The organism is Kibdelosporangium aridum, assembly GCF_900176515.1.
In the GTDB taxonomy this organism is placed as follows: Bacteria; Actinomycetota; Actinomycetes; order Mycobacteriales; family Pseudonocardiaceae; genus Kibdelosporangium; species Kibdelosporangium aridum.
Map to the genome: position 1 here is coordinate 2,014,808 of NZ_FWXV01000001.1, position 18,141 is coordinate 2,032,948.

Annotated in this window: 16 protein-coding genes; 8 read left to right on the forward strand and 8 right to left on the reverse strand. The window is 66.7% G+C overall.

Features of this window, described 5'->3' with window-relative positions; translation table 11 throughout:
- Window position 1 precedes the first annotated feature (1 nt).
- The gene (locus B9C43_RS08690) at window positions 2-982 is read left to right on the forward strand and encodes an amidohydrolase family protein (RefSeq protein WP_084425378.1); all 981 of its coding nucleotides are present in this window, start codon (window positions 2-4) and stop codon (window positions 980-982) included.
- Here the strand turns inward: B9C43_RS08690 and B9C43_RS08695 are convergent.
- Window positions 979-1,911 (reverse strand): LysR substrate-binding domain-containing protein, encoded by a 933-nt coding sequence (locus B9C43_RS08695; protein WP_084425379.1) that lies wholly within the window; start codon window positions 1,909-1,911, stop codon window positions 979-981. The two genes, B9C43_RS08690 and B9C43_RS08695, sit on opposite strands and share 4 nt — an antisense overlap.
- A 32-nt stretch (window positions 1,912-1,943) precedes the next feature.
- Here B9C43_RS08695 and B9C43_RS08700 point away from each other — a divergent pair, with 32 nt between their 5' ends.
- Both B9C43_RS08700 and B9C43_RS08710 read left to right on the forward strand, forming a co-directional pair.
- Window positions 1,944-3,089: a carboxylesterase family protein gene (locus tag B9C43_RS08700; RefSeq protein ID WP_200825461.1), complete on the forward strand. Its 1,146-nt coding sequence runs from the start codon at window positions 1,944-1,946 to the stop codon at window positions 3,087-3,089.
- Window positions 3,090-3,376: 287 nt separating this feature from the next.
- A complete protein-coding gene (locus tag B9C43_RS08710; RefSeq protein ID WP_160096410.1) occupies window positions 3,377-7,075 on the forward strand; it encodes an nSTAND1 domain-containing NTPase in 3,699 nt (1,232 codons plus the stop codon).
- Here the strand turns inward: B9C43_RS08710 and B9C43_RS08715 are convergent.
- Window positions 7,072-7,686 carry a TetR/AcrR family transcriptional regulator gene (locus tag B9C43_RS08715; RefSeq protein ID WP_084425382.1) on the reverse strand — a complete coding sequence of 205 codons (615 nt, stop codon included), beginning with the start codon at window positions 7,684-7,686 and terminating at the stop codon, window positions 7,072-7,074. The two genes, B9C43_RS08710 and B9C43_RS08715, sit on opposite strands and share 4 nt — an antisense overlap.
- The gene (locus B9C43_RS08720) at window positions 7,683-8,360 is read right to left on the reverse strand and encodes a hemerythrin domain-containing protein (RefSeq protein WP_084425383.1); all 678 of its coding nucleotides are present in this window, start codon (window positions 8,358-8,360) and stop codon (window positions 7,683-7,685) included. The genes B9C43_RS08715 and B9C43_RS08720 overlap by 4 nt, the downstream gene beginning before the upstream one ends.
- Before the next feature lie 324 nt (window positions 8,361-8,684).
- On the opposite strand from B9C43_RS08720, the gene B9C43_RS08725 reads away from it, so the two are divergent.
- Both B9C43_RS08725 and B9C43_RS08730 read left to right on the forward strand, forming a co-directional pair.
- On the forward strand, window positions 8,685-8,969 hold the full coding sequence (locus B9C43_RS08725) for a hypothetical protein (RefSeq protein ID WP_084425384.1): 285 nt from the start codon (window positions 8,685-8,687) through the stop codon (window positions 8,967-8,969).
- Between the two features lie 140 nt (window positions 8,970-9,109).
- Window positions 9,110-9,445: a DUF6292 family protein gene (locus tag B9C43_RS08730; RefSeq protein WP_084425385.1), complete on the forward strand. Its 336-nt coding sequence runs from the start codon at window positions 9,110-9,112 to the stop codon at window positions 9,443-9,445.
- A gap of 1 nt (window position 9,446) precedes the next feature.
- Here the strand turns inward: B9C43_RS08730 and B9C43_RS08735 are convergent, their stop codons facing one another.
- Window positions 9,447-9,911: an ATP-binding protein gene (locus tag B9C43_RS08735; RefSeq protein ID WP_160096412.1), complete on the reverse strand. Its 465-nt coding sequence runs from the start codon at window positions 9,909-9,911 to the stop codon at window positions 9,447-9,449.
- Between the two features lie 49 nt (window positions 9,912-9,960).
- On the reverse strand, window positions 9,961-10,416 hold the full coding sequence (locus tag B9C43_RS08740) for a MarR family winged helix-turn-helix transcriptional regulator (protein ID WP_033386925.1): 456 nt from the start codon (window positions 10,414-10,416) through the stop codon (window positions 9,961-9,963).
- Window positions 10,417-10,511: 95 nt separating this feature from the next.
- Here B9C43_RS08740 and B9C43_RS08745 point away from each other — a divergent pair, with 95 nt between their 5' ends.
- Entirely contained in the window at window positions 10,512-11,495 is a 984-nt protein-coding gene (locus B9C43_RS08745; RefSeq protein WP_084425387.1) for a ring-cleaving dioxygenase, read from the forward strand.
- Complete coding sequence (locus B9C43_RS08750; RefSeq protein WP_084425388.1) at window positions 11,492-12,130, forward strand: alpha/beta hydrolase; 639 nt, start codon at window positions 11,492-11,494, stop codon at window positions 12,128-12,130. Before B9C43_RS08745 ends, B9C43_RS08750 begins: the two co-directional genes overlap by 4 nt.
- Here B9C43_RS08750 and B9C43_RS08755 read toward each other — a convergent pair.
- Entirely contained in the window at window positions 12,093-12,716 is a 624-nt protein-coding gene (locus B9C43_RS08755) for a pyridoxamine 5'-phosphate oxidase family protein (protein WP_084425389.1), read from the reverse strand. The genes B9C43_RS08750 and B9C43_RS08755 overlap by 38 nt on opposite strands.
- A 186-nt stretch (window positions 12,717-12,902) precedes the next feature.
- On the opposite strand from B9C43_RS08755, the gene B9C43_RS08760 reads away from it, so the two are divergent.
- Window positions 12,903-14,903 carry a neutral/alkaline ceramidase gene (locus B9C43_RS08760; protein WP_200825462.1) on the forward strand — a complete coding sequence of 667 codons (2,001 nt, stop codon included), beginning with the start codon at window positions 12,903-12,905 and terminating at the stop codon, window positions 14,901-14,903.
- A 49-nt stretch (window positions 14,904-14,952) separates the two neighbouring features.
- Here B9C43_RS08760 and B9C43_RS08765 read toward each other — a convergent pair whose 3' ends face one another.
- Both B9C43_RS08765 and B9C43_RS08770 read right to left on the reverse strand, forming a co-directional pair.
- Window positions 14,953-17,376 carry an ABC transporter permease gene (locus B9C43_RS08765; protein WP_084425391.1) on the reverse strand — a complete coding sequence of 808 codons (2,424 nt, stop codon included), beginning with the start codon at window positions 17,374-17,376 and terminating at the stop codon, window positions 14,953-14,955.
- The gene (locus tag B9C43_RS08770) at window positions 17,376-18,119 is read right to left on the reverse strand and encodes an ABC transporter ATP-binding protein (protein ID WP_084425392.1); all 744 of its coding nucleotides are present in this window, start codon (window positions 18,117-18,119) and stop codon (window positions 17,376-17,378) included. Before B9C43_RS08770 ends, B9C43_RS08765 begins: the two co-directional genes overlap by 1 nt.
- Between the last annotated feature and the right edge of the window lie 22 nt (window positions 18,120-18,141).

The window sequence follows — 18,141 nt, forward strand, 5'->3', positions numbered from 1 at the left end:
CATGATCGACATACACACGCACTACGTGCCCAACGGCTGGCCTTCGCTCGATCTGGGTCCCGATTCCCCGTGGCTGCGGGTGGAGTCCGAGTCCGACGCGATGATCATGCTTGGCGCCAAGGAGTTCCGCCGCATCCAGGCCAACTGCTGGGACGCGGGTCTGCGCCTCGCCGACATGGACGTCGACGGCGTGGACATCCAGGTCGTCTCCCCCACGCCCGCGTTCTTCAACTACGGCCGGTCAGCCGGGGAAGCGACGAAGATCTCCCGGATCTTCAACGACCTCGCGCTGGAGATCGTGGCACCGGCACGCGACCGCCTTCTTCCGTTCTGCCAGGTTCCCTTGCAGGACACGGACGCCGCGTGCCGCGAGCTCGACCGGTGCGTCGCGAATGGACACCGTGGTGTCGAGATCGGCAACCACATCGGCGATCTGGATCTGGACAGCGTCGGCGTCGTCACGTTCCTGCAGCATTGTGCGTCGTTGGGTGTCCCGGTCTTCGTGCACCCGTGGGACATGGTGAGCTCGCCTCGCTCGGACCGGTGGATGGCGCAGTGGCTGACCGGCATGCCCGCTGAGACCCACCTGTCGATCTTGGCGTTGATCCTTGGCGGCGTGTTCGACCGGATCGACGAGCGTTTGAAGATCTGTTTCGCGCATGGCGGGGGGTCGTTCGCGTTCTGGCTCGGCCGGTTCGAGAACGCGTGGCACCACCGCAATGACGTGATCGGCACGTCCCAGTACCCGCCGTCGCACTACATTGGACGGTTCTCGGTGGACTCGGTCGTGTTCGACGAGCGCGCCCTGCGGTTGCTGGTCGACACGGTCGGTGCCGAACAGGTGATGGTGGGCAGCGACTACCCTTACCCGCTCGGCGAACGTCCCGCCGGTGGCGTGGTTCTCAAGAGCGAGTTCCTGTCAGCCGAGGAACGAGAGCTGATCACGACCCGCAACGCGCGCCGCTTCCTCGGGTTGTCCTAGCGATGCTCCTCGCCCGCCATTTCGGCCGCCACCGACGCCAGGCTGTCGATCAGGGCCTCGGCGGACGGGCTGAGCGTACGGGCAGGCAGCGTGAGGCCCACGCTGTGGCCGATCTGCTCGAGCGACACGTCCAGCCGGGACAGTTCCGGCTCGTCCCGCGCGATCAGGCTCGGCAGCGCGGCGATGACGTCGTTCTCCAGCAGCAGTTCCCGGACAGTCAGGAAGGACGTGGTCTCGACGCGGTTCGCCGGCAGCGGGATCCCGTTGCGGGCGAAGAACTCCTCGAGCTCGCGGCGCAGCACGGTCTCCGCGCCGGGCAGGATCCACGGGTATTCGCCGAGTTCGGCCGGGTCGATCCGGGTCCGCCCGGCCAGCGGGTGCGAGGATCGGACGATCAGGTCGACGAACTCGTCGTACAGCTTGCGCCGCTCGATCTGCTCGTCCGATGCCGCGGTGAGCCGTCCGACGATCATGTCGACGCGCCCGGCCACCAGCTCGACCAACAGCGGCTCCGGCGCGGCCTCCCGGACGATGACTGTCAGATATGGACGGTCGCGCTTGATCCTGGTGATCGCCCTTGGCAGCAACACGTTCGACCCCGCGAGGTGAGTCCCGACGATCACGGTGCCGCGCTCGGCGTCGGCGAGCTCGACGATGTGCCTGCCCGCTTCAGTCAATTGCGCGAGAACGGCTCGCGCGTGTTCGGCGAAAGCGGCTCCGTAGACCGTGGGTGTGATGCCACGTGGACCGCGGTCGAAGAGTGTGACGCCGAGGATCTCCTCCAGCTCGTGCAGACCGCGGGTGGCCACCGGTTGGGTGACGTGCAGTTGCGCCGCGGCACCGACCACGCTTCCCTGGCGCAGCAACGCGTCCAACAGCACCAGGTGCCGCAGTTTCAAGCGTCCGTCCAGCAGGCGTGGCGTTTTCATGGCACGACAATAGTCCCGAGTGGAGGTGGATCGTGGTCGTCCGCACCGGGCCGATCCGTTATGCCGAAGCTGACCGGTTCGGACTGCCGAAACGGGTGAACGGTGGTCAATCAAACACCGGTCAGTCAAGCGGCCAGATCTGCCCGCAGCCCCGGTCGCGCCTCGCACACGTGATGGGCGCCCCGCACGATGTACGCCCGCAGGGCGAGGACTGCCTGAACCTCTCGATCACCACGCCCGCCTTGGATGACGGTCGACGTCCGGTGATGGTGTGGCTGCACGGCGGCGGGTTCATGAGCGGTGCCGGGTTGTTCGACTGGTACGACGGGTCCGCGCTGTCCGCCGAGGGCGATGTCGTTGTCGTGAGCGTCAACTACCGGCTGGGCGCGTTCGGGTATCTGTTCGCGGACGGAATCAGTCCGGGCAATCTCGGGCTGCACGATCAGATCGCCGCCTTGCACTGGGTCCAGGACCACATTTCACACTTTGGCGGCGACCCTTCTCAGGTGACTGTTTTCGGGCAGTCCGCCGGGGCGATGTCCATTCGAATGCTTCTCGACCATCCCGTGCGATTGTTCCGGCGCGCCATTATCCACAGTGACCCTCGGAGTACCGAGCCACTTTCTTTGGACGACGCCGCGCAGATCGGCGAGGCATTTCTCGGTTATCTCGACGGCGATCCCCGATCGGTTTCCGCCGAGGAAATAATTCGAGCTCTGCACCGCGTCGCATCGGCCCATCCGATATCGGCGGGCAGCACTGTTCCGCTGCCTTTCCGGCCCGTTTCCACCGGCTGGGAACCGCGCGATCTGACCGGGGTCGATGTCGTCTACGGCTGGAACGCCGACGAGATGGCCGCGTTCGGCGGCGGTATGGGAAGTGGGACGTTCGCCGATCCCGAGCTGGGCTACGCCGCCGGGCTCAAGGCTCGCGGAGCCAAGGTTTTCCCTTATCGGCTGGCCTGGCGGCCGGCTGGCTCGGCCTTCGGGGCCGCCCACTGCGTCGAGTTGCCACTGGTTCTCGGGTCGTCCCGGGCCTGGGCAGGCTCGCCGATGCTCGGCTGCGCGTCGTGGCAGGAGGTGGACCGGCTTGGCCGGGAGGTTCGCGCCTCGTGGGTCTCCTGCGCCCGCACTGGGATCCCCGGGCCAATTGACTCTGTGCCCTTCGAATGGCTCTGACTGGCCAACAGGCCACACCCGAGAACCCCCAGTCACTCTCGGGTGTGTCCAGCGCCCGCCGATCAGATGGTGACGAGCCCCACTTCACGCTGATACCACTCGCGGTCTTCATGCTGCCAATGCATCTGTTCCTCGTCCCTCTAGATCCGATCGATCCGGCGCTGGCCGGCTACCCGGCTGCCGCTGCTTGATCTAAACGCGGATAGGTTGTTCCGTATCGACGGCCGCGCGCCGAACAAACAAACCGGGAACAACGCGCGCCGATGTGGGCTGCCTGGAGGAACACCATGCCGAGAGCTGAGCGCCCGTTGGCAACGGGCGATTCGGCGCTGTTGCGCTTCGCCGCCGACCTGCGGCTGCTGCGGCAGAAAGCCGGCAACCCGACGTACCGGGAGCTCGCCAAGCGCGCCCACTTCTCCGTGACGACGCTGTCCAGCGCCGCCAACGGCCGGCAGCTGCCGAGCCTCAACGTGGCGTTGGCGTACGTGCGCGCATGCGGCGGCGATGAGGCGGAATGGGAACAGCGGTGGCATGAAGTCGCGGCTGAGTCCGCGCAAACCGAGGTAGCGCCGGAGGAATCGGACGCGGAGTCGCCGTACGTGGGCCTGGCGGCGTTCCAGCCGGAGGACGCGGATCTGTTCCACGGCAGGGAGCGACTGGTCGACGAGCTCGCGGAACGCATGACCCATCAGCGATTCGTGGCCGTGTTCGGCGCGTCCGGCGCGGGCAAGTCGTCGTTGCTGCGCGCCGGGCTTGTGCCCCGGTGGGCGGGACCTGTGGTGTTGTTCACCCCTGGCCCGCACCCGGTCGAGGAGACGGCTGTCCACATAGCACGGCTCGCTGGAACCGCTCCCGGGCAGCTGTACACCGATCTGCGGGCAGACGTCCAGAACTTGCACCGGGCCGTCCGGATGGCCGTCGACGAAGACGTGTTGATCGTGGTCGACCAGTTCGAGGAGACGTTCACGCTCTGCCGCGACGAGGCCGAACGCACCCGGTTCGTCGAACTCCTGCTCGCCGCCGTGAACAGCCCGAACAGCAGGGCTCGCGTTGTTCTCGGTGTGCGGGCGGACTTCTACGGCCACTGCACGCGGCACCCGGATCTGGTTGCGGCGATGGCGGATGCGCAGGTCGCGGTCGGTCCGATGACGACGGATGAGTTGCGGCGGGCCATTGTCCAGCCCGCGGTCCGGGCCGGATGCACGGTCGAGGGCGCCCTGCTGGCGGAACTTGTCGCCCAGGCGGCGGGCAACGCCGGTGTGCTGCCGCTGTTGTCGCATGCACTACTGGAGACGTGGCGACGCCGTAAGGGAAACACGCTCACACTCGCCGCGTTCCAGGCAGCCGGTGGCATCGACGGTGCACTCGCGCACACCGCCGAGACTGTCTACTCAGGCCTGACCGAAGAGCAGAAACAGCTGGTACGCGACCTTTTCCTGCGGCTGACCGCGCTCGGCGAAGGCACCGAGGACACCAAACGTAGGATCACCCGATCCGAAGTGGACACCGACGCCACCGATGTCCTCGACGTACTCGCTGAAGCACGGCTCATCACGGTCGCCGACAACACCATGGAAATCGCGCACGAGGCGTTGATCCGGGCGTGGCCGCGATTGCGGCAATGGCTGGCCGCCGACCGGGAAGGGTTGCGGACACATCGGCATCTGACCGAAGCCGCACAGGAATGGTCCGCACTCGACAAGGATCCCGGTTCTCTTTATCGCGGCGCCCGGCTTGTCGTCGCCAAAGAATGGGCCGCCAAGGAGATCACCACACTCAATCCGGTCGAACGCGCATTTCTGGACGCGAGTGTCGATCAGGAGGAACGGGAAACCGCCAAGGACAGGCGACGGGCCCGGCAATTGCGCTATCTCGCCGCCGGTCTGGCCGTGTTGCTGGTGGTCGTCACGGCGATCTCGGTGATCGCGATACGAGAACGAGATGAAGCCGAGCAAGCGCAGCGAATCGCGATCTCACGGCAACTCGCCACGCAGGCGTTGACGATCGCCGAGTCCGACCCAGGCCGGGCGAAGCTGCTCAGCCTGCAGGCCTATCGCACCGCTCCGACCCTCGAAGCGCGTAGTGCGTTGATGAGCATGTCGGCGCACCGTGACTACCGCACGGAGATCCAGGCGCACGAGGGCGCCGCGTCGGATGTCGCGTTCCGGCCGGACGGCACGCTGCTCAGCGTGGGGCGAGACAAAACCGTTGCCCTGTGGGATCCCGTGCGTCGCACCCGCATCGCCGCGATGACGCAGCACGAAACGTGGCTCAAGGCCATGGCGGTCAGCGCGGACGGCAGGATCGCGGCGTCCGGCGGTGACGACAAACGAGTTGTGTTGTGGGACTTGGAGAAACGTCAACCCATTGGCGCACTCGAGGGACATACGGGCATCGTCAGAGAGGTCGTGTTCACACCTGACGCTCGCTTCGCTGTGACGGCTGGCAACGACCGGACAGTGCGGCTTTGGGATGTCGCACAACGCACAAACGTGGCTACATTCACCGACCACAAAGACAACGTCACCGCGCTCGCGATCAGTCCCGACGGCAAGACACTCGTCACTGGCGCAGACGACCAGGTCATCGCGTTGTGGGACATGGAAACTCGCACGCGCGTCGCCACGCTTGCCGAAAACATCGGCGCTCCCAAGGCGTTCAGCTTCAGCCCGGACGGCAAGACACTCGCCTCCGCGGGCATGGGTCCTGCCGTGACCCTCTGGGATGTCGCCAGCCGTACCGAGCTCACCAGCTTTGTCGGGCATACCGGCGAGGCGGTGATCGCCGTCGAATTCAGCCCCGACGGCCGGACTGTCGCCAGCGCGGGCAACGACCTCGTCGTCCGGCTGTGGGACGTGCCGAACCGCGTGCCCCGTGGCGTGCTCGTCGGTCACCAGGGAAGCGTCTACGCCCTGGCCTTCAGTCCTGACAGCACGAAACTCGCCTCAGCGGGCGAAGAAGGCAAGATCATCCTGTGGGACCCGGCCGCTCCGCCGTTGGCCAGCCAGCCCGGCAAGCCGGTGCACGACCTCGCCTTCATGCCGGACGGCGGCAGCCTTGCCGCCGTCGGTCCCGATCACAGCACACTCTGGGACCTCAAGACGCACGCTCCGCAGCGGATCGTGGGCGCGGGCGGCAACTTGGTGAACGGCGTCGAGATCAGCCGCGATGGCCGGACCATCGTCACCGGCACGGAGGCTCCCGGCCGGCCCGGCCACAGCCTTGAGATCTGGGATGCGGCGATATCAGCGCCACCGACCAGCCTCACCGGCCACACCAGCGGGATCATGGACGTCGCGCTGAGCGCCGACGCGCGAACGGCCGCGACAGTGGGCAAGGACGAAACGGCGATCCTGTGGGACGTCCCGAACCGCACCAGACTCGCCACGCTGAGCGTCGGCGACGTGTCGACCGGTGCCGCGTTCAGCCCGGACGGACGTCTGCTGGCCGTGGCCACCCATGACAATCTCGTCACCCTGTGGGATCTGGCGACTCGGACCCGGACCGTCCAGCTACGGGGTCACGGCGGCTGGGCGAGGTCAGTCGCGTTCAGCCCGGACGGAAGGATCCTTGCCTCGTCCAGCGCGGACCAGACCGTGATCCTGTGGGACGTCGCCACCGGCGCCCAGATCACCCGTCTGACCGGGCACAAGGACGCCTACTTCCACGGGCTCGCGTTCAGCCCGGACGGCAAGACCATCGCGTACTCCAGTGTGGACAACACCGTGTTGCTCTGGGATGTCGAACGCCGTACGGTGTCCGCCCGGCTCACCGGGCACACGGCCGGGGTCCGGGCGATCGCGTTCAGCCCCGACAGCACAACTGTGGCCACGGCGGCCGGGGACGGCACGATCATCATGTGGGACAGGGATCCGGAACGGGTCGCGGGCACCATCTGCGGCAGCCTTTCCCGCAACCTCACGGCTGAGGAGTGGGCACAGTTCGTGCCTGAGCTACCCCAGAGCGATCCCTGCGCGGCACACTAGCGTTCGGCCAGCAACGCCACTTCCGCTTGTGCCACAAGCCAATCCGTGGCCTGCTCCCACGACCAGCCGAAGGAACGCAGGCTACGCCAGGACTCCGAGCCGAAATAGAAGTACAGGATCTGCGCGGCCCGCTCGTCGCCGATACCCGGGCGTAACGCGTCGAGCGCCCGTAACCGGGCGACGATCCGGTTCAGCCGCATGAAGAACAGCTCCTTCGTGCGCTCGACCACGGCGGCGACCAGCGGATCGGCGATCGCGTTGTCCCAGACCACCGAGATGGCACGGATCTGCGAGGCCACCAGCCGGCCGCCGGAGACACCGAGTTCCCTGATCACCTCGTGGCCGCTGGTCGCCTCGGCGATCGCCCGCAGGCTCCGCTCGATCAGCGGGTCGTTGGCCGACCGGTCCGCGATCGCGCTGACCAGCTGCGGTTTCCCGCCGACGCTCTGGTACACGGTGTTGGCCGACACCTGGGCCGCGGCGGCGATCTTCGCGATCGTGGTCCGCGGGTAGCCGAGCTCGGCGAACAGCTCCTCGGCGGCGTCGAGGATGGCGTTCCTGGTGACCGACGCGGCCAGCTCGCGCCGAGGCGAGTGGTAGCTACGGGTCATCGGGCCTGCCGTACGAGCTGCATGTGCCGGTTGTACATCCGCTGACCGACCGCCCGCCAGACCAGCCGGACCGGCGGCGGCAGCTCGTGCAGGAACCACACCCGTTCGGCCTCGGTGGCGTCCTCGAGCACCAGCCCGGCCATCAACAGGCCGATCTTGGGGTTCTTGGGCATGTTCTCGGCCGCGTCACGGGTGGTCGCGTCCCATTCGGCGACCGTGACGTGCTCGTGCGCCAGCGGAAGGATCTCGGCCTCTTCGTCGTCCAGGTGCTCGACCAGGGCGCCGTACAGCTGGTGCAGGCCACCGACGAGCTCGTCGCGCGTGCTGTCGCTCGGGGCGACCTTCCACCGGTCGACGGTCGCCTGAACGGTGTCTGTCAACGCGGCCACCACTTCGTGCTGCTTCTCGGCCTTGGCCACGGTCGACGCGTCCATCGGTGCCCTGGCCAGCATCGCGGGCCACAGCAGCCGGTCCTCACTGTCGTGGTGGTGATGCAGGAACATCAACATCAGGCTGGCGTGCTCGGCGATTCGTTTCGCCTGCCGGACGTCGCCCGCCGCGACCGCGGCGACCAGCTTGGGCAGCAAGGCGAACTCACGGCGCAACACCTTGTGGATGACCAGCATCTGTGCGGTCTCCGGCTTGTCCTGGGGCGCGGTCGGGTCGATGAACACGGTGAACCTCAATTGGGTGGAGAGCTGTTGCGATGAATATAGGCATATTCAATTGACCGAAGCATCATTCCGGCGAAAAGGTGCCACCGGCGCTCCGCTGGAGAGGTCTCCGTCTCCTCCAGCGGGATGGCCGACGCCGGGCAACTCGCCCGCGAACTGGACCGGCCGGATCAGCCGGACCCGATCCAGCCGGGAACTCCGCACTGTGCAACGGTTCCTGGCCGACGCCGGACCTTCACTGGACACTTGACACGCTCTTCTCCGGTGGTTATAAGAAAAGTGTCGGTCAAAGACCCGGTGTAGCCGTCCTGGGAGTGATCGAGAATGCCGGACCGGAGCGTGCTGCCGCGGCAGAGGGAGTTCGCGGAGATCATGCTCGCAGACCGCGACTGGCTGCGGGCCGAGTTCGACGCCATCGTCGAGGCGAACTTCCCTTCTCCCGCACCACGTTCCCATCGTCCACACTGGCCGGTGGTGCCGCCACGGGACCGGTGGACCGCGGTGCCGTCGGCCCCGGCAAGCCGGGTGGACGAGCGGGAACGCGCACCGCCTCGGGAACATCGCGTTCCACAGAGGACAGTGCAGGCACACCTGCGATTGGAGGATTGAGTCCGTCTCCCCGCCCGCCGCGGCCCCCCTCCCGCGGCGGGCATACATCGCTGTGGCGTCCAGGTGCGTAGATCGTGGCGACCCGTTTGGACAAGGGGTCTGGATGTTCTCATGTGGCCAGTGGGGATGGGAGGCATGCGATGACCGAGACGCTCGTGGACCACTACGACTCGTACAGTCGCGGCCTGCGGGAGTACGTGGCGTCAGTGGCGGCACGGTTAGGCGTCGGCATGGAGTCGTGCTGCGTCGACACCAGCAGGCCCGCACAGGTCTACGTGGCGCTCGACCACCGGCTTGACCAGTTCCCTGGCCGCGATCTGGCCCTGCTATGGGACGAGGGCACCGGATGGCACGCGGCCCTCGACCCGGGCGTCGGCGAGGACACGGTCGTCGTGGCCAAACTCCACGGCGCGGAGCGGCCCGATCCGGCGATGGTCGCGCGGTTCGTCATGTCGCTCAACGAGAAGGCCGGCTGATTCAGTGCTGCGGCAATGGCATCGGGATCGGCCAGCTGCGTAGGACGACTGTCGTGCCGTCTGCCGTGTGAGCGACGGTCATCTCTTCGGTGCACGCCCGCATGATCCGCAGACCCTGTCGCCGATTGGTCGGCCCGGTGTCGGGTTTCTTCCAACGGCCGTGGTCGATGATCCTGAGCACGACCCGCCGGTACCCACCCGGTTCCTGCACGATCGCACCTTCGACCTCGATCAAGCCAGGCGGGTCGGGCAATGCGCCGTCGACCGCGACGCCGTAGCCGTGCTCGACGGAGTTGCTCACGGCCTCGCTGATCGACAGTACGAGATCGTCGACGTGCGCAGCCGGCCACTCATGCGCCTCAAGCCACTCACGGATCTTGTTGCGCGCCGTCGCGGGCGCCGTCCATCCGGCTGCCAGCGCGAAACTCAGCCCCGTCGCGGGCGACTGGTCATGGTCTGACGCCATTGGCACGTTCGTATGTTCGCAGTCGGCGATCCATCGCGCAGATCTCCCCCTACTCCGGGACTCCATTCATCGCTCGCAAGGTTCGCATCGCGTCGGCGAGCTCGGTCGAACGCTTCTCCCCCAACGGCTCCAGCACACGCGCCCGCAGCACCTCCGCAGTGACCTTGCGCGCGCGTTGTGCCATGTCACGGCCATGATCGGTGAGTACGGCGTGCGTGACCCGCCGGTCGGTTTCGCTGGGTTCACGGCGGATCAGGCCCGCGTCGGTCATCCGATCGGCAACCTTGGTGAACCCGCCGCTGCTCAACGCCGCTTCCTTCGCCAAGCGCGTCATCGGCAACCGGTGCCCTGGTGAGCGGAGCAGCCTGAGCAGGATGTCGAACGGGCCCGCCGCGAGGCCAAGGCGGCCGGCGATCTCGGCGAGCAGGCGTTCCTGTGTCGCCTGGTAGCCCTCGATCACCAGGCCCCACCACGTGACGATCTCGTCATCCCCGACATCCGGCATGCGCACACCATACCGCGATCGCTCACAGGAATATATCTTGCTTGCAAGATGTTTTCAGGATAGATTCTTCGCAGAGAGCGAGCCAGGAGGCAGCCATGGCGATCAAGACGGACGGCCTGCACCACGTCACGGCCATCGTCAGCAACCCGCAGCGCAACGTCGACTTCTACGCCCGCACCTTGGGATTGCGGCTGGTCAAGACCACGGTCAACTTCGACGACCCGGGCGTCTACCACCTCTATTACGGTGACGAGGCGGGCCGCCCCGGCACGATCATGACGTTCTTCCCGTGGAACGAGGTCGCCAAGGGCCGCCAAGGCAACGGCCAGGCCACCACGACCTCGTTCTCCGTACCCGCCAGCTCCATCGGCTGGTGGAGTGAGCACCTCGCCAAGGCCGGCGTGCGGGCCAGCCGGATCACCACCCGCGACGAAGAGGACACGCTCACCTTCGCGGACCCGGACGGCCTGACCATCGCGCTCGTCGCACACAAGCAGGCCGACCCCCGTAACCCGTGGGACACGCCGCTGGTGCCGGGCGAACACGCCATCCGTGGCCTGCACTCGGTCACGCTGTCGGTGTCCGACGAGGCCGACACCGCCAAGATGCTCACCGACGGCCTCGGTCTGACGTTCAAGCACCAGGACGGCAACCGGCTGCGGTTCGCCGCGGGCGACGGCGGCCCCGGCGCGCTGGTGGACGTACTCGTCACCCCGGACGCCCCGAAAGGCCTGGTCGCGGGCGGGACGGTGCACCACGTGGCGTGGCGTGTGCCGGACGACGCGACTCAGCAGGCTTGGCGCGAAGAGCTGGTGAACGACGGCGTGAACGTCACCGCGATCCTCGATCGGCAGTACTTCCACTCGATCTACTTCCGCGAGCCGGGCGGCACCCTGTTCGAGGTGGCCACCGACGACATCGGCTTCACCGTGGACGAGCCGCTGCTGGAGCTCGGCCGCGCGCTGAAGCTGCCGCCGTGGCTGGAGCCCAACCGCGACGAGATCGCAGCCGGGTTGGTGAAGCTGAACCTGCCGGACGAGAACAACCCCGAGGTCGCCGAGAAGCTGGCCGCGCGATGACGTCGCTGTCGCTGGAACACCTTTACGAGCAAGGAGATCCGGCCAAACCCGTGCTGCTGCTGTTGCACGGCACGGGCGGCACCCCGTCCGACCTGATCGGCCTCGGCGCCGAGCTGAGCCCCGGTTCAGCGATTCTCGCCCCTGCCGGTCAGGTCCGCGAGAACGGCATGCCCCGCTGGTTCCGCCGGCTCAGCGAAGGCGTTTTCGACCACGAGGACGTGATTTTCCGGGCCAACGAGCTTGCGGACTTCGTTGTCCAGGCCGTCAAACACTATGGCTTGGCGGACCGTCGGCTGGTTGGCGTCGGGTTCTCCAATGGAGCGAACATCGGTGTGGCAACGGTTTTGCTGCGGCCGGACGCGTTGACCGAGATGGCCGCGTTCGCCGCGATGTCACCGGTGCCCGAACCGCCCAAGCTGGATCTCAGCCGTACCAGGGTGTTCCTGTCCAACGGAACGCGTGACCCGATGGCACCGTTGCCGTCCAACGACGAACTGGTGGCACGCCTGCGGGAACGATCGGCGGACGTGACCGTCCACCGCCACCAAGGCGGCCACCAGATCACGCTGGAAGCGGTCGAGAAGGCGCGCAGATGGCTCAGTACTGGAGGGTCTGGTTACCCACCTCCAGCGTAGCGTCCAGTTCGTCGGCGGAAACCGGAAGCTCCGCGATCTGATCCTTGAGGATCCGGCCGAGGCTGGGCAGCTGCGAGCGATCCGGCCACGTCTCCGGCTTCCACAACGACGACCGCAGAAAAGCCTTGGCGCAGTGCATGTACAGCTGCTCGACCTGGACGACGATGGCAAGGTGCGGCCGCTTGCCCTGTACGACCAAGGAATCGAAGAACGGCGCGTCGGACACGAGCTTGGCGCGCCCGTTGACACGAAGGGTCTCGTTCATCCCGGGGATGACGAAGAGCAGGCCCGCGTGCGGATTGGCGATGATGTTGGTGAGGCTGTCATGCAGCTTGTTGCCCGGCCGGTCGGCGAGGACGAGCGTGCGGTCGTCCAGGACCAACACCGAGCCCGCCGGGTCGCCCCGCGGTGAGACGTCGCAGGTCCCGTCCGTCGACGACGTCGCCAGCAGCACGAACGGCGAATGCTCGATCAACGTCCGGGCATGCGGATCGATGTGGTCGAGGATCTTCAGGTGCGCACGCCCCATCGCCTCACCGGAAAGTTCCCGCAGTTCTTCGAGTGTCTTGATCTCCGTCATCCCCATACCCGCAGGCTACTCACCCCTACCGACAGTTTTTGCGTCCTTTGCCCTTCCGGGCGGCCCGAACCGACTCTCCGCCGTACACCCTTGATCACTCTGTGTCTTGTGGTGAGTGGTCTGGATCACCTAGGGTGCCGAGAAAGGTGAATTCCTTTCGCGTATATCCACGGCACAGGCCAGGAGGTTCGGATGCGAAGGTCGGGCATGCTGGCGGTGCTCGCGGCGGCGCTGGTGTTCACGGGACTACCGGCGACCGCGGCCGCTGAGCCGTACCTGATCGGCCGGGGTATTTCCGATGTCACTGGGCCCGCCGCGGAGAACGGCATGATGGGCTACTCCAAGTTCGATCAGAAGACCACCGGCATCCATCAGCGGCAGCGCTCCCGTGCCTACATCGTGGTCGATCGGGCGACGAACAAGCGGGTCGCGTACGTCAACGCCGATCTGGCCATGATCTTCCGGGCTGTTCAAGAGGCTGTGCTGGCGAAGCTGAAGCCGCGCTACGGCGATCTGTACACCAAGGAGAACCTCCTTCTGTCCGCGACGCATACGCACGCGGGCCCCGGCGGGTACTCGCATAACCTCGCGTACAACCTCTCCATCCTCGGCATGCAGCCGCAGACGCTCAACGCCGTCACCGACGGCATCGTCGAGTCGATCGTCGAGGCGCACGAGGATCTCAAGCCCGGTTCGATGTCGATCGGCCGTGGCGAGCTGACCAACGCCAGTGTCAACCGCTCCCGGGTGGCGTTCAACGCGAATGCCGCGTCGGACAAGGCTTTCTTCCCCAACGCTATCGACCCCGCGATGACCGTGCTGCGGCTCAAGCAGGGCAACACTGACGTGGGCGCGATCAACTGGTTCGCCACCCACAACACCTCGATGACCAACGCGAACACACTGATCAGCCCGGACAACAAGGGTTACGCCGCGTACCAGTGGGAGCACGACCACGAAGGCGTGCGGTACCTGGAGAACAAGCCGGGCTTCGTCGCGGCCTTCCCGAACACCAACGCCGGTGACATGTCACCGAACCTCAACCTCAAGCCTGGCTCCGGCCCGACCGAGAACGAGGTGGAGAACACCCGGATCATCGGTGAACGGCAGAACCACAAAGCACAGGAGGTCTACAACGGACCGCAGTCCGCGATCACCGGTGCGGTGGACTACCGGATGCGGTTCGTCGACATGGGCAACACGGCCGTCGACCCCAAGTACGCCGCCGGCGGCAAGGCCGCGACCACGTGTTCCGGTGTTGTCGGCGCGTCGACCATGGCCGGGAGCGTCGAGGACGGCCCCGCTCTACCCGGGTTCGACGAAGGCATGACCAGCCCGTGGAAGAAGCTGTTCGAGCCGCTGCAAATGGAAGTGCCGCAATGGCTTCGTGACTGCCAGTACCCGAAGGCCTCACTCGTGCCGACCGGGATCATCCAGGCCACGCCGAACATCGTGCCGCTGCAGATCGTCAAGCTCGGCCAGCTGCACCTGGTCGCGGTGCCCGGCGAGGTCACCATCGTCGCCGGACTGCGGATCCGCCGCAGTGTCGCGCAGGAACTGGGTGTGCCGTTGGAGAACGTCCTGATTCAGGGCTACGCCAACGAGTACAGCCAATACGTCACCACCCCGGAGGAGTACGACCTCCAGCAGTACGAAGGCGGCTCAACCCTCTTCGGCCGCAACACAACCCCGGCGTACCAACAGGAATTCGGCAAACTGGCCGCCTCGATGAAGGCAGGGTCGGCGCTGCCCGCCGGCCCGGCACCCGGCAAGCCGCCGTTCACCGACATCAACCTGCAGACCGGTGTCGTGTTCGACGACAAGGCCCCGTCTCAGACCTTCGGCCAGGTCCTGACCCAACCGGCGGCGGCCTACCGGACCGGCCAGACCGTCACCACGGTGTTCGTCACCGGCCACCCGAAGAACAACCTGCGCCGCAACGGCACATTCCTTGAGGTGCAACAACTCGTCAACGGCACGTGGACGCGGGTCGCCGACGACGGCGACTGGTCCACCCGGTACCACTGGAAGCGGGTCGGGATCGCCAACTCCGAGGCCGTGATCACGTGGACCATCCCGACGGGCACTCCGGCGGGCACGTACCGGATCGTCCACAACGGTGATTGGAAGAACGGCTGGACCGGCGCGATTTCCCCGTTGACCGGCACGACCAACACGTTCACCGTCGGCTGACCCGGATGACGCGGCCCCATCAAAGGGGCATGGGGCCGCGTCCCCGCATTCACTCCGTGTCGGTGTGGATCGCTTCCAGGATCGGGATCCTGGTCGCTTTCCACGCCGGCCACAGCGCCGCGACGATGCCGATCGCCCCGGTGACGGCGACGAACAAGCCGAGCCGATCCCATGGCAGCACAACGGGAATGCTCCCGCCCTGACTGGAAACAGCCACCGCACCGATCACGCATCCGGCCACCAGGCCCGCGATCGCGCCGAGCACGGCGATGATCACCGATTCCAGCCGCAGGATCGTGCCGACCTGGCCGCGGCCGAGGCCGACCGCACGCAACAGGCCGATCTCCTTGATGCGTTCCAGTGTGGACATCGTCATGGTGTTCACCACCGCCAGCGCGCCGATCAACACCGAGATGCTGAGCAGGGCGTACAGGATGTTCAGGAAGATGTCCAAATCGGCGCCCGCGGAGTCGACGTACTCGGCCTTCGTCTGTACCACCAGGGTCGGGTTGTCGAGCACGGTGCGGATCGCGGACTGAACGCTCTCCGCCTTGCCCGGCGCGGTTTTGATCAGCACGGCGCTCGGTGTGGCGTCCGGGTCGGCGTGGGAGGCCCCGACGAGCGCATCGTACTGGAACCCCTTGGGCGCATCGAAGATCGCGACAACCGGCAAGGCCGTTTTGCCGGGCACCGCGCTCCCGACCACCCAGTTGTGCGCGCTCGCTTGCTTGCTGCTCACCGCGATCCCGTCGGCAAGATCGGCGAGCGAGCCGGACGTCATGGTGACCGAGAAGAACTGCCCGGCCGTGGCCGGGTCGACGCCAGCCGCACTCAGCGTGTCCCGGTCCGCCCCGGCGTCCACCGAGATGATGGGGGTGACCGCTCGCACGTCGGGCACCTTGGCGACCTGGCTCGCGGTGTCCTTGCCGATCTTGGCGTAGTAGTCCACGGCACTGATCCGGATGTCCGCGCTGTCGCCGGTGTCCGCGCGTTTGCCCTCCTCCGCGCGGATCGAGGCGACCGGAACCGTCACCGCGGCACAGATAGCCAGCCCGATCATCAGCGCGCCGGCTGTCGTGCCCGTGCGGCGTGGGTTTCGGCGAGTGTTCTCCACAGCCAGCGTTCCGCGGATGCCGGCGATCCGAGTCATCGGACGGCGCAACAACGCCGCCAACCAGACACCGAACAGTGGTGTCAGGATGATCAGCCCGATCAGCAACAGCGGCGCACCGATGTAGACCAAGTCCTGGGACTGTGCTCCGGCGAGCGTGGCCAGCGCACCGACGCCGGTCACCACGAAGCCCACGATGTTGCGACGGCGCAAGGGCTTGCTGGTTGGCGGCAAGCCGGTCCGCAACGCGGCAATCGGTGGAACAGACGCGGCACGGCGGGCCGGGATGTACGCGGCGAGGATCGTCACGCCGATTCCGACGCCCAGCGCGGCCAGAACCGGCGCGACACCGAACACGTCCAGGTCGATCGGCGGCCCATCGGTGACCGAGAACAGCGAGCCCAGCGAAGAACCGACTCCGATACCGAGCAGGTAACCCAAGACTGTGGCGACGAGCCCCAGCACGACGGCCTCCGCGAGGACCATCCGCATCACGTACCGGCGTTCCGCACCTACCGCGCGGAGCAACGCGTGCTCACGGGCACGTGCGGCCGACAACATGGTGAACGTGTTGGCCACCAGGAAAACCGAGACGAACAGCGCGATCCCCGCGAAGATCAGCAGGATCTCGGTCAGCTTCGAGTCGCTCTGGAGCTTGGCGGTCTCGGTTGCTGTGTCGATGATGTAGTCGTTCCCGGGGATGACAGCCATCACGTTCGCGGCGAGCGTGGACTCGGATGTGCCCGGAGCCGCGGTCAATTTGACTGCCGTGTAGCTGTCCGGGGTTTTGCCGAACAAGGCGCGCGACGACGTGTCATCGAACGCGGTCAGCGTGCCGCCTTGGGTGATCCGCGTGTCCGAGGCGGTGAAAATGCCAGCCACCTGGACGGTGCGTGCGGTGCCCCCTACAACGACCCGCACCTGGTCACCCACCTTGTACCCGGTGCGTTGAGCGGTCCAGTCGTCGATCGCGGCCTCGTTGACGCCGTTGGGCGCTTGCCCCGCTGTCAGCTTGTAGTTGGCCGCGTCGAACGTGACCCCGCTCGCGTAGAAGGGCGGGCCGACCAACGCGCCCTTTTTGTCCACAACGAACGCGGCGCCCTCGGCGACTGGCACGACATCCTTCGCACCGGCCACATTCCGCAGCTTCGACACCACATCGGCGGTCACACCCACTTCGACGGACTGCCGCGCCTCCACTTGCACCGAATAGTCCGGCTTGACGCCCTCAAGAGCCTTCTGCACTGACGAGCCGTACAACAGCGAGCCGGTCACGAACGCGACACCGATCATGACGGCCACCACTGGCAGTGCGAAACGGACTTTGTTGGCGAGGATCGAACGAATCGCCATCCGCAGCATCAGCGCACCGCCTGCGCGTCGAACCGGCGCATCCGGTCAAGGACACGGTCCGCGGTCGGCTGGGCCATCTCGTCCACCAGCCGCCCGTCCGCCAGGAACAGCACACGGTCGGCGTATCCGGCGGCGATCGGGTCGTGCGTGACCATCACGACCGTCTGTCCCCATTGGCGTGCGCACATCTGCAGCAGGCCAAGGATCTGCGCGCCGCTGCGGGAATCGAGGTTACCGGTCGGCTCGTCCGCGACGATGATCTCGGGACGGGAGATCAGCGCACGGGCACAGGCCACGCGCTGCTGCTGTCCGCCCGACAGTTCCGCAGGCCGGTGGCTGAGCCGGTCGGCCAGCCCGACCGCGTCGATCACCTGCTTGGTCCACGCCTGGTCAGGGCGCTTGCCGGCCAGTGACAGCGGCAGCACGATGTTCTCCCACGCGGTCAGCGTGGGCAGCAGGTTGAACGACTGGAAGACGAACCCGATCTTCTCCCGCCGCAGCCTGGTGAGCTTGGCCTCGGTCAGCGAGGACAGATCGACGCCGCCGATCCACGCCCGGCCCGACGTCGGGGTGTCCAATCCGGCCAGGCAGTGCATGAACGTCGATTTGCCCGAACCGGACGGTCCCATCACCGCCGTGAACTCACCCCGCCGGAACTGAGCCGACACGCCGCCAAGCGCCGTCACGGCTGCCTGGCCCGTTCCGTAGACCTTGCCGAGCTGGTCGGCCACGGCGACCGTTCGCTGATCCATCACACACCGTTCTCATCTAGCC